This is a genomic window from Acinetobacter sp. 25-47-130 (assembly GCF_056779705.1).
Genome location: NZ_JBWYII010000001.1, coordinates 215,261 through 228,004 on the forward strand (window position 1 = coordinate 215,261; position 12,744 = coordinate 228,004).

General features: G+C 38.9%; 9 protein-coding genes. 5 read left to right on the forward strand and 4 right to left on the reverse strand.

Features of this window, described 5'->3' with window-relative positions; genetic code table 11:
- Window positions 1–36 precede the first annotated feature (36 nt).
- Complete coding sequence (locus AC1M83_RS01060) at window positions 37–1,248, reverse strand: aspartate aminotransferase family protein (protein WP_092766093.1); 1,212 nt, start codon at window positions 1,246–1,248, stop codon at window positions 37–39.
- 161 nt (window positions 1,249–1,409) lie between these two features.
- Between AC1M83_RS01060 and grxD the strand changes: the two genes are divergently transcribed.
- The gene (gene grxD, locus AC1M83_RS01065) at window positions 1,410–1,751 is read left to right on the forward strand and encodes a Grx4 family monothiol glutaredoxin (protein WP_481589767.1); all 342 of its coding nucleotides are present in this window, start codon (window positions 1,410–1,412) and stop codon (window positions 1,749–1,751) included.
- Between the two features lie 59 nt (window positions 1,752–1,810).
- Here the strand turns inward: grxD and AC1M83_RS01070 are convergent, their stop codons facing one another.
- On the reverse strand, window positions 1,811–4,429 hold the full coding sequence (locus AC1M83_RS01070) for a Lon protease family protein (RefSeq protein WP_481589768.1): 2,619 nt from the start codon (window positions 4,427–4,429) through the stop codon (window positions 1,811–1,813).
- 183 nt (window positions 4,430–4,612) lie between these two features.
- On the opposite strand from AC1M83_RS01070, the gene AC1M83_RS01075 reads away from it, so the two are divergent.
- The 4 genes from AC1M83_RS01075 (at window position 4,613) to rpmE (ending at window position 8,714) form a co-directional block, all read left to right on the forward strand.
- Window positions 4,613–6,790 carry an AmpG family muropeptide MFS transporter gene (locus AC1M83_RS01075; protein WP_481589769.1) on the forward strand — a complete coding sequence of 726 codons (2,178 nt, stop codon included), beginning with the start codon at window positions 4,613–4,615 and terminating at the stop codon, window positions 6,788–6,790.
- Window positions 6,791–6,799: 9 nt separating this feature from the next.
- Entirely contained in the window at window positions 6,800–7,201 is a 402-nt protein-coding gene (gloA, locus tag AC1M83_RS01080; RefSeq protein ID WP_481588447.1) for a lactoylglutathione lyase, read from the forward strand.
- Window positions 7,202–7,301: 100 nt separating this feature from the next.
- Entirely contained in the window at window positions 7,302–8,273 is a 972-nt protein-coding gene (locus AC1M83_RS01085) for a bile acid:sodium symporter family protein (protein ID WP_481588446.1), read from the forward strand.
- Window positions 8,274–8,489: 216 nt separating this feature from the next.
- Window positions 8,490–8,714 carry a 50S ribosomal protein L31 gene (rpmE, locus tag AC1M83_RS01090; RefSeq protein WP_004971624.1) on the forward strand — a complete coding sequence of 75 codons (225 nt, stop codon included), beginning with the start codon at window positions 8,490–8,492 and terminating at the stop codon, window positions 8,712–8,714.
- Between the two features lie 57 nt (window positions 8,715–8,771).
- Here rpmE and AC1M83_RS01095 read toward each other — a convergent pair whose 3' ends face one another.
- Window positions 8,772–10,982, reverse strand: a complete 2,211-nt coding sequence (locus AC1M83_RS01095; RefSeq protein ID WP_481589770.1) for an EAL domain-containing protein — start codon at window positions 10,980–10,982, stop codon at window positions 8,772–8,774.
- Entirely contained in the window at window positions 10,979–12,736 is a 1,758-nt protein-coding gene (locus AC1M83_RS01100; protein ID WP_481589771.1) for a GTPase, read from the reverse strand. The genes AC1M83_RS01095 and AC1M83_RS01100 overlap by 4 nt, the downstream gene beginning before the upstream one ends.
- Window positions 12,737–12,744 lie beyond the last annotated feature (8 nt).

Here is a 12,744-nt window from a genome sequence, read left to right on the forward strand (position 1 = left end):
AAAGCCGCAATATGCGGCTTTTTTATTGATCTTGGCTTAAGCCAAGAAGTTTTTAATCGCTGGAACTAAGCGTTTTAATAAATCATCAGCTTGTTCTTGATTCATATTCAACGCTGGCAACAAACGAACGACATTACCTGCGGTGACATTAATAATTAGATTGTGCTCTATGCGTGCAATATCCACCAACTCTGCGCATGGTTTTGGTAATTCAATACCAATCATCATACCAAAGCCGCGAACAATAACGTTTTGATCTGCAAGTTGTGTACGGAATTGATCAACTAAGTATTGGCCAATTGTTGCTGCATTTTCAACAATATTTTCTTTTTGCATCAAATCGATAATCGTGTAGACAATGCGAGAACCTAATGCAGTACCACTATAAGTTGATCCGTGGTTACCTGCAGTAAGAATACCTACACCTTTACCTTGAGTCATCACTGCACCAATTGGGAAACCATTACCCAAGCCTTTAGCTGTCGTCATGACATCAGGAATAATATTGGTATGTTGATACGCGAAATATTTTCCTGTACGACCGTTACCTGTTTGAACTTCATCTAGCATCATCAACCAATTATGTTGATTACAGATTTGACGAATTTCTTCAAGATAACTAAAACCTTGAGGGGCAGTATTTACACCACCTTCGCCTTGAATCGGTTCAACGAGAATCGCGACGATATCTGGATGGTTGATTGCTGCTTCTTCAATTGCCTCAATGTCGCCAAAAGGTACTCGGATAAAACCTTCAACGAGCGGGCCAAAACCTTCTTGTACTTTTTTATTGCCTGTCGCAGAAAGTGTTGCCATTGTACGACCATGGAAAGAATGATCAGCTACAATGATTTTCGGAAGAGCAATACCTTGCATATGACCATATTTACGCGCAATTTTAATTGCACCTTCATTTGATTCAGCACCACTATTCGAGAAGAAAATTTCTTCCATACCAGATACTTCAGCTAACTTTTGCGCAGCTGCAGTCTGCCAAGGTACTTCATAAATATTACTGGTGTGAATAAGCGTCGCCGCTTGTTCTGCAATTGCTTCTGCCAAAACTGGATGTGCATGACCTAGACCACATACTGCAATGCCAGTCAGCGCATCTAAATATTCTGTACCTTCAGCTGTATAAAGATACGAACCTCGGCCACGCACAAAGCTGATCGGTTGACGGCTGAATACAGGCATCAAATGAGATGGTTGATCAGTTTGAACTGGAGCGAGGGTAATATTGTTCATGTCTAACTCGTATTTGTTAGGTGGAAAATAAAAGTTTATCTAAGCAAAATCTGCTTAAGATTAAAAGCCTAATTGCAAATTAAACTGGAAAAATTTAGCAATTCATACTCTTTACGGCGGTTTTAGGTATAATGCAGGCAGAATAGTTGAGGATTTAATCAATGACTGAACAAGTGCGTGATACAGAAGCGTTAATTCGTGATCAAATTGCAAAACATGCAGTTCTTCTTTATATGAAAGGCACACCACAGTTCCCACAATGTGGTTTCTCTGCACGTGCAGTTGAAGCATTGAGCCAAATTGGTCGCCCATTTGCTTATGTAAATATTCTTGAAAACCAAGACATTCGTGCGACTTTGCCACTAATTGCAAACTGGCCAACATTCCCACAATTATGGATCAATGGTGAGTTGATCGGTGGTAGTGATATTATGCTAGAAATGTTCCAAACAGGCGAATTAAAAACGCTCGTGGAGCAATATAGCCCAGCGCCTGAAGCTTAATTTAAGCGCAATAAAAAAAAGCACCGATGGGTGCTTTTTTTTATTTTTAAAACTTCAAATTAGTTTGAAGTCTCATCAGCGAGTTGAGAAGGTTGTTCTTCAGCATTGATCGCTTTATCTTTTTTAGCTTTGTCTTTTTTCTTCTTTTTTTTCTTTTTCTTTGGCTCTTCTTCAATTTCAGCGCCATCTTCAATGGCTTGCCAATATTCTAGCTGCTCCATGACAGCAGCGTAAATTGATCCTTTGGTATAGCGACCTTTTTTATTTAATTCTCCGACAGGACGCGCCATGAGAATCTCAAGTGCTTGATCAATTGTGTTGATGGCATGAATATGGAATTGACCGGCCTCGACAGCATCAATCACATCTTGACGTAACATTAGATGCTGCATGTTTTGACGGGGAATAATGACACCTTGTTTGCCTGTTAAACCTTGAAGTTTACATGCATCAAAGAAACCTTCGATTTTGGCATTGACGCCACCAATCGGTTGTACTTGACCCAGTTGATTCATTGAACCCGTAATCGCCCATGACTGATCAATCGGCAGTTGGCTGATCGCAGAAATTAAAGCGGAGAGTTCTGCAACGGTTGCACTATCACCATCGACTTGACCATAACTTTGTTCAAAAGCCAAAGCGGCAGAGAAGTGCAAGGTTTGTTCACGTCCGAAATGTGCCTTTAAGAAAGACGACATTAATAGTACACCTTTAGCATGAAGTGAACCACCTAACTCCACGCTACGTTCGATATCTAAAATATCGCCGCCACCCTGATACACTGAAGCAGTCAAGCGTGATGGTAGGCCAAATTCGACATCGGCGTAGTGAATCACGGACAAAGCATTTATCTGACCGAGTCGATGACCACGCGTTTCGATAAGCTGTGTACCACGAGATAAATCTTGCCAGTACAACTCTCGTAAATAACCTAGACGATATTGGCGGTGTTTGAGCGCAGTGCCGATATGTTCTGCTGTCACCATAGATGCATTAGATTTGGATGCATGGTGATGAGATTCATGAATCAGATCACCTAAAGTTAAGGCATGTAGTGACAACGAACTCTGATCCTCTGCTTGACGACTTGAGTCGGTCAGTAAAGCAGCCAAGGCAGAACGATCAAATGGAAGGAGTTTAGAGGATTGAACATAGTCTGCAATCAAATGCATATAAGCTTGTTCATTTTCGTCATTACGTTGTAATGTGTCGGTAAAATCAGCTCTGATTTTAAAGATACTTCCTAACTCAGGCTCCACCTCCAGAATCTCATAATATATTTCTGGTTCAGCCATTAAAATGACTTTCAATTGTAATGGAATCGATGCGGGCTCAATTGAAATGCTTCCCGTCAGCGTTAGCATGTGCTCTAGAGATGAGAGTTTAATTTGACCAGACTTAATCGCTCGTTTGAGTCCTTGCCATGCATAAGGTTGTTCTAAAAGCTGCTCAGCCTCAAGCATTAAAAAACCACCATTGGCACGATGCAGTGCACCAGGTCGTATTAAAGTGAAATCAGTGCTGATGGTGCCATTTTGGGTTAGTTGTTCAACATGACCGAGTAAGTTGTAATGTGTGGGGAAATCTTCAAAGATGACTGGTGCCCCAGAATTTGGCTTGTTGCTAATGACTAAATTTGCTTGATAACGCGCAGGGACACGGTTAAATAATGCAGGTGAAAAATCACTTTCTTCCTGTTCTAGTACGGTTTCCACATTGTCGATAATATCTTGAGCATATAATTTTAAATATTGTTCAAGATGTTTGATGTCTGGAAATTTATTTAAAATATGTTCCATGCGAGGAATAATGACTTGTTTGGCAATGTCACGATTCAACTCAGACACCATATCACGTGCTTCATCTTCAAGATCACCAATCTGTAAACCTAAACGCTCAAGCTTTTTATCCATATAACGGATATTAGACGCAATTTCAGAACGTTCTTTGCTACTCAGTGCATTGATGTCATCTTGAGACATCTCTTGAATTTTATTGTCTTTAAGATGAACAGGAATAAAGCAGTGTTCTTCATTACGACTGATCAACTTTAAATCAAGCTCTTCACCTTCTTTGGTGAGCTCAATCAAAGCTTGTTGTTGTTCATGACCTGTCGTTAAACGAATTTTTTCAATCCGATTGTGATACGTTTCAGCACTAAAACGACGTTCGAGCTGTTTGAAAATGGTTTGCCATGTTTGATGTAGCGTACTTTGAAACTTTGCGCCTTGTCCTGCAGGAAAGTTAAGCGCAATTGGGTTGCGTGCATTTTTGAAGTTGTATACATAAACCCAATCATCCGGTGTCGGCATATCTTTGGCATGTTGCTGGAGTAAGCGCTTGATCATGGTGCGTTTACCCAACCCTGCCGTACCCACAGCAAAGATGTTATAGCCTGAGTATGGGAGGGCAATGCCTGCTTCTACAGATGCTTTAGCACGATCTTGTCCTAAAAAATTATTAAGGGGTTTGATACGTTTTGTAGACGCAGGAATATTGTCATAATTTGGAATATGCGTCAGTTGTTCTGGTTTGAGTGCTGTTGCATTCAAGGTGTTTTGCGTGGCTTCAAGTTCAAATACGGATAGGAGCTTGTTTTGCGAGTTTTGTTCTAAGTTTGTGGATGTCGTGGTTAAAGCTACTGCGGTGGAACTAATTTGATCGTGTCTCTGGGTCACAGGTGAAATCCAAAACTATAATTTACATTTGATAGTTTAAGGTATACAGGTTTAGCCAAAAATATCAAGTTGAGATAGATCAAATTGATGAAATACTCGGTGAAGTTTGCGTAAATTATATTGAAACCAAGCGCATTACAGAGTTGAATAGCGAGAGTACTTTTCACTGAAAATAACAACGCAATGACATCACAATCTTCGTCACCAGAATCAGCTGGATGGACTTCGGCATTTAAAGCATTTCTTGATCGACGCGCGATCATTATGCTTTTTTTGGGTTTCTCATCAGGTATCCCAATTTTTCTGATTTTTTCAACTCTATCTTTTTGGTTGAGTGAAGCCGGTATTCAGCGTAGTACCATTACCATGTTTTCATGGGCAGCCTTAGCTTATGCCTTCAAGTTCATTTGGGCACCTTTGATTGACCGATTACCATTACCTTATTTAACAAGGAAATTGGGTAAACGACGAGGGTGGTTATTGGTTTCTCAGATTTTGGTCGCAATTGCTATTTGTTCAATGGCATTTACTGATCCGAGTATTCATGGAGGAAGTGTAGGGCCATTTTCAAGTTTAACGTTCATGGCGATATCCGCAATCTTTCTCGGATTCTCATCAGCGACACAAGATATTATCGTGGATGCTTATCGTATTGAATTGACACAAGATACAAGTGTTCAGACGGTTATGGCTTCGACCTATAACGCAGGTTATCGAATTGCGACCATTGTAACTCAGCTCGGTGCATTACTCTTCGCTGCATCACTTGGTACAGCCATGGGTAACTATATTTATGAGGCGTGGCAGTCCACCTATTTGCTCATGGCTGGATTGATGATGGTCGGAATTGTGACGACCTTAGTGATTCATGAACCAGTAGTAAATCAAGAACCTCATCAATATCAAGCAAAGGATTATTTTCAGTTATTTATCGTCTTTGTGATTTCAACAGTAGTCTTCGTTTGTGGGTTTCTCCAATTTGGTGCTTGGATTTCACAGTTAAATATCGATGGTAATTTTCTGTCATTTATCGGGCAAGTTTTACGTTTCTTCGCAAGTGTGGCGTTGGCTGTGTTGGTCGTATTTGGATTGACCCGAGCAAAACTCATTGATGAAAAAATAGTCGTCGAGACATGGCTATCACCAATTTTAGATTTCTTCAAACGTTATGGTTTGAAAGTTGCGTTAGCTATTTTATTACTCATTGGTTTTTATCGAATTTCAGATATTGTCGCTGGGGTGGTCGCCAATCTTTTTTATCTTGATTTGAATTTTGATAAAGAAGAAATCGCTTGGTTTAACAAGTTTTTCGCCATTTTTTTTGTAATTTTAGGTGGCTTCCTTGGAGGCTTATTAGCTCAGCGTTATAACATTATGAAAATGATGTTGGTGGGCGCTATTGTTGCCAGCACGACCAATCTCATCTTTGTGGGGCTCGTAAAATCTGGACCAACGATGAATCAAGTCTTGGTACAAATGGGAGGTCAACAGCATCAAGTGACTCCTGATGAAGTGGGGAACTGGTCTTTAAAGCTCCCTGCATCTAATTTTGCTGAACATCATAGTATTCAAGTGTTATCCACCCCTGATGGTTATGATAAAGCCCTGAATGTTGAAATCCCGCTTCAACGCTATTCGAGTCAAGATGATTCTCAGATTTTCATTCAAGCCATTGGAGGGGACGATATTCTCTACCAAGATGAGTTAAGCAAGGATGTCATTATTCGCGGTCAACTCTCGAACTTAAAAGCTGACAGCACACTACAAACACTGAATATTCGTATTTCAAATCAGCAAGTGATACCTGCGAAGTTGGATCAAAATAATTGGAGCGTGGTCGTCCCCGGAGACAGTCTAAAAGACCACACTAAATTTACGGTGCAAGCGGTTGTGCAGCATGCAGGTCAGGTGCATGAATTAACCCAAGATCATATTTATAAAACAGTTTCAACGATCCAACCGAAGTCACGTATGGCTTTATCTGATCTTCCAGCTGTTCAAGTTGATAGTGATCAAATAGTCGAACTCAAAGGTAAAGTGGTTGTCCCTTATAGCAAGGTGTGGCTGGTGATGGGCATTGTATTTGACAATCTCGCATCAGGACTTGCTGGTGCAGTATTTATTGCGTTCCTATCAAGTTTGACTAGCGTTTCATTTACAGCAATGCAATATGCAATTTTTAGTTCATTGATGTTATTACTTCCAAAGATGATTGGTGGCTATTCAGGTACAATAGTGACAAACTTCGGTTATTCATCATTCTTCTTTATGACTTTTTTAATGGGTTTACCTATTTTGTTACTTGTTATTTGGGTGGCGAAATTGTTAAATCAGTTGAAAAGTACATCTTTCAATCAATAGGTAAATTTTATGCGAATGTTACATACCATGTTACGTGTAGGCAATTTAGAGCGTTCATTGGCGTTCTATACTGAAGTACTCGGTATGACTTTGCTTCGTAAACGTGATTATGAAGAAGGTCGATTCACTTTAGCCTTTGTGGGTTATGGTGATGAAGAAAACAATACTGTTCTTGAGCTAACGCATAACTGGGATACAGACAGCTATGAGCTGGGTAATGCGTATGGTCATATTGCGATCGCAGTGGATGATGCGTATAAGGCGTGTGAAGAAATCAAAGCACGTGGTGGTAACGTTGTCCGTGAAGCTGGACCAATGAAAGGCGGCGTAACCGTAATCGCTTTTGTGGAAGATCCAGATGGTTATAAGATTGAACTTATTCAACAAGACAGTAACGCGAGAAATAATTAAATTTCACTCGCTGATTTGTGAATAAAATTTTAAAGATAAGCCCAATCAATGTGTATTGGGCTTATTTTCAATTCAGATAGAATAAAAAGAGGGATATGGGGTGCTAAAGCTCTTAGCGTTAGATCGTTTCACGATATTGCTGTTTGTTATGGTGATTTTAGCGTCAGTGATGCCAATTTCAGGTGTTGCTGCTCGCTATTTTTCTTATTTCACCACGATTGCAATTGCAATCCTATTTTTTTTACATGGTGCAAAGTTATCACGTGAGGCGGTGATTCAAGGCATTAAACATTGGCAATTACACAGTTTGGTCTTTGCACTGACGTTCGCAGTTTTCCCAATTCTAGGATTAATAGCTAAACCTGTATTGCTACCGCTACTTGGACAAGAACTGTATTGGGGCTTCTTGTTTATGTGCTTTTTACCCTCAACAGTTCAGTCTTCTATTGCATTTACTTCTGTAGCAGGTGGTAATGTCGCAAGTGCTGTGTGTAGTGCTTCATTCTCTAATATTATTGGTATGTTTATCACTCCTATATTAGTGACCTTATTTATTTTAGGTCAGTCTGATCATGGGTTCGATCCAACCAATGCGATAGTCAAAATTATTCTGCTGTTATTGGTTCCATTTATTCTGGGACAATTATTGCGCCCTATCGTTTTTCCTCTGATTCAAAAAGCCCCGAGTATTGTCAAAACTTTTGATCAAGGCTCAATTCTTTTGGTGGTGTATGGCGCATTCAGTAGTGCAGTCGTAGCAGGTCTATGGAATGAAGTCAGTGGGGTGACCTTAATGTGGTTAATTATTGCATGCTCTGTGCTTCTGACTTTGATTATGCTTTTAGCCTATCACGCCCCAAAGTGGTTTGGATTTAATCGTGCCGATCAAATCGCTGTATTTTTTTGTGGTTCTAAGAAAACACTCGCAAGTGGAGTGCCTATGGCGCAAATTCTTTTCATTGGACAACCTATGGGGATGATCATATTGCCAATTATGATTTTCCATCAAATCCAATTAATGGTCTGCGGAATTATTGCAAATCATTGGTCCAAGCAAATTGAAAAGTCTTAAAGGAAAAATTCGCTATCTGAAATAAAGTGGCGTATAATGTCGTCCACTTGTTGTGCTTAGCTCTGACGGAAGCCGTCTCGGTGGGCCAAAAGAATGGTCTGTTGTGGTGTTGATCTGCTGTATTTCAGCCTTTCCTCTGCGTCTGTTGTAATGGATGAAGAGAGTGATCAATTGCGATGACAGCTAAAGCCTTCTTAACTCTATGGAGAATCGACCATGCGCGCCGATATTCACCCAAAATACGAAAAATTAGTTGCTACTTGCTCTTGCGGTAACGTAATCGAAACTCGTTCAGCTGTTGGTAAAGAAACACTTTACCTAGACGTATGCTCAGCTTGCCACCCATTCTATACTGGTAAGCAAAAGAACGTTGACACTGGCGGTCGTATCGACAAGTTCAAACAACGTTTTGCTGGTATGTCACGTTCTATCAAACGTTAATACCCAAAATAAAAAAAACAGGCGTTCAGCCTGTTTTTTTATGTCCAAAATTTGGAATTAACTTTGATCTTGAACATTCATGAGCTGATCCAATTTACGCTGGTAATAATCACCTTGTAAAAATCTCACGTCGACATTCCACGCGTTGGCAAAGCTATTCATATCATTGAGATTTTTGAGTAATAAATTGACTGATCGATGACTATTGAAGTATTCAATCGCTTGTTTAAAACGTTCAATACCTTCTTCAGTATTTAAATCATCTGTGAATTCTTCATGCAGCGTGAAATTCTGAATATTGGCAACTTTGAGAATGAGATCGCTACATTTACTTAATCCAAACTCGCAAACGGCAATATCTGCACCTTGTGCTCTCAATACCTCAATCGCAGGCAGAATTTCATTTAAATGTTGAGCAATGTATTTTTCTTTAAACTGTAAAATCAGTGGTTGAGGTGCTTTTGCTCCTACAATCATGAGCAGTTTTGAAATTAATTCTGCCAATTGATGATGCTTTAAAAGAACATGGTGTCGTAAATTAATAATCAGTTTAGCTTCAGGATATTGTGTTAAAAAATTGTGCAGTTGCTTTGCTGCTTCAACCAAAATCCATCGGTCAATTTTAATAGACAACTCAGGGTCATCCACCAATTCTTCAATATCGTCCAATTGAATCCATTGGTTTTCAAAAATAAACCCACTGCTTACTTCATAGGTATTAAGACTAGTGTCTTCTTTATCATAGATTTGTTGGAACTTTAGCGTAATTTGATCGCGTTCAAGAACTTTACGAAGATGTACTAGGATATCGCCGTGAACTTCGTCTGACTGTACAGGTTCTTCAATTGCTTGAGATACAAATTCTGTTGAATGATCAGGCTCTACTTCAGAAGAAGGTGTATTCAACTGAATAGAGGTCGGCTCATCTGCTTGAGTAACTTCAAAATGAATCTCTTCAATTTCTTCAAGCGTTGTCTCTAAAGCAGCATCATTGCTCAATAAATTGGGTAGGGGTGTGTTATAAGCATTTGCAATGAGCTGTTCAAAATTATCTACATTTAAATCTGACAGTTTGAAGAGACTATAACCAATTTTGACATGCTGTTGATAGGTTTGATCTCCCAGATTGACGAGCCTAGGTTTTTCAAGCGCATGTAGCGCAGAGAGTCTTGATTTTAGAACTTCAATCGTTTCAGCTTGAATGATAGTGGCATACAGGGCTGTTTCAATTTTAAATACAGCGCCATTGGTCTGTTCGAGAATAAAGTCTGAAAGTTTGCCGAAATAGCCTTTAAAAGTATCCCAATCAGAACTCAAGATATAGTCTGGACAACTGGCTAGGCTGAAGATGACCAAAGCATTTTCTTGAGCAGGGTGTTCTTCAAGATGTTGTAAAATTTTTGCCAATGTTGTGTGTGGTGCAATTCTACTGTCTTGGTGAGGTGCAGTCTCAAGTTGAGGACTAAATAGTTGATCATCCTGTTGAAAATGCGTTGAAATCGTAATTTCAATGATTTGATTTTGATCTGTAGGATTACATTCAATTTGGACTGGATTTTGATGTGTTAACTGTGGATTAAGAGAAATCAGTTCAAAAGGTCCATACTCAAATTTACCGAAAGCTAATTTTTTAAATCGTGCTTTAAAAGATTGAATATCCTCAGGTTGTATTAAATCAATGAGCGGGGATCCAATAACGTCATCAAACGTGTTGAAGCCAAATAAATGCGTAAACTCATGGTTGCATTCAACGACAATCCCTTCTTCTATGATTGCAACTGCTTTTTTATGCTCTTCGATCCAATTTTGTTTAATTTGAACATTGTGTTTCAGTTCATCCGTTAATTGCATCTGATTTTTTTGTAAGCGACTAAAAGCCAATGCTCGAATAATTTTAAGTAAACATTGTTCAGGTTGATCAATATTTAAAACATCGTAGATGCCCATCGAAATGAGTTTTACTTCAGACATTTCTAGCGCTTCTGGAGCTAGATAAAGTGTTGGGGTAAAAGCTTTATCAGAATCTGCAAGCAGTCGAAGAAAATGAGTTAAGGTCATTTCATAGGCACGACCAAACAGAATTAAATCCCAATCTAAATGAAGTTGCTTTTCAAGACTCACTTGATCATCGAGTAGCACTGCTTCTACCTTGTACTCGCGTTTTTCGAGTAAAGAGATAATATGGTTATAACGAATCTGATTATCATCGACAATGAGTAAGCGCATTCCAGATTGCTTTAATTGTGTTGATAGAAGTAGGTTTTTCACTTCAATGCTTCCCATACGTCTTGAAAACGATTTGATTCAAGGTTTTGATGTTGTAAAAATTCATCAATCAGATATTGCTGCTCATCATTAAATAATTCAAATTCAAATTGAACAAAACTTTGTGTGATGAGCATGGTCTTTATCAATTCTACTTTGATATCTTGATCAGTTAAGCGTAAATAAATAGATTGTTGTTCTTTGAAAAACTGTAAATTTGGCAAAATAAGAGAATGCTGTGGAGCATCAATCTTCAAGGTATGTACAAATAAACATGGATGATAATTAAAAGAACTTCGATCTGTATAAACTTTTGCGGCGCAAGGGTGGATGTCGGGTCCAATCACTTCAAGCCCAAGTTCATAGCTTTTTTTAACAGATTGTTTGATCCAACGAATTACACCACCTTTCCATTTGCTGTTCACTCCCTCATTGATCAGGATAAATTCACCAGTTCTTAAATTTGGAGGTGCTTCTTCTTCTAACCAACGTACGCGATAACCATTTAAACTGATATCTAAAACTTGAGCCGCATGGATTTGACGTGCCTGTTTATCTAGAACCTTGTTTGATTTGTCTGTATAGGCATCTGGGTAGTCATTTAAATATGTAAATGCAAACTCGTCTTCTGATTTTGATTTAGGCGGTGTTAGTCGTAAGGTTTCGCTAAAAGTTTTGGTTTTAGAGAGATAATAATGAGCGGTAAGTAAACTGAAACAGAGTTGTAACTGAGCGGAATGTTCATAACGTTCATGTCGGCGTTCAATGGTCGAGCCTAAAACATTTTGTACATGAAATTTAAGAGGCGCAGTTAAATATGCTTTCTCTTTCTTAGATAAATATTCATTGTCCTTTTGAATGGTTAAGTTGACATGCTCAAGCAACGATTGTGTCGCCACGAAAATGTTTGGTTTAAAACTCTCATGGTGTTTTCGGTTGTAAACTGGCGGATGATCTTTAGTGGTATCAATGACGTAACGAGATAAAGCGGTTTCGCGTGGTAAAACTTGCACTAATTGTGCCCAATCCGCTGTGCATTGATAGAGCGCGTAGATCTCAGAAGGACGAATTTGGTGAGTATTAAATATTTCTAATAATAAGACTTGGGCATAGCACTGTTGAATATTTTTTAAAGCGTGATGAGTACCTTGCAATAAATTAATATTGACCGTGTGTTCTTGGTTTTTTAATGCCAAATCATACAGATAATGGGTCATTAACCATTGCTTAGACAAGGCAGAACGATAAAGCATCTGTTGTTGTACTAGCAATAAACCCAATTGTTGAAGAGCGTAATAACTGGAAAGGAGTCGTGCAGTTTTCACATTACGCTTTTGAGCAAACTTCAAAATAGAAAACTTTTGTTGTTTTAGCTGCATTTCACTGCGCTGTGCAATATCTATGTAGATATCAGCAAATAATGTTCTCAAGCGAGTGGTTAATTCTATAATATCTTTGTTACGGTCAGATAGAAAAAGACCTTGATTTAAAAAGTTTTTTTCAAGTCTCTCTAAAATATTTTCGATCAAAGGGTGTAGCGCTTGAATAAGATCAAAGCGCAATGTTTCCGAACATTTGAGTTCAGCGATTTCATATAGGGCTTTCAACACCGCTTCAGAGGTGTCACCTAATTGCATAATTGAAAGTTGAGATGCCCAAAAAACCAAGTCCTGAACATTTGCATTTGCAAAACTCAGTTGATCTCGAGTCAAGGCAGTAGGATAGTGAAAAATTTCTGAAATCTGAGCCTGAAGCATGTGAATGA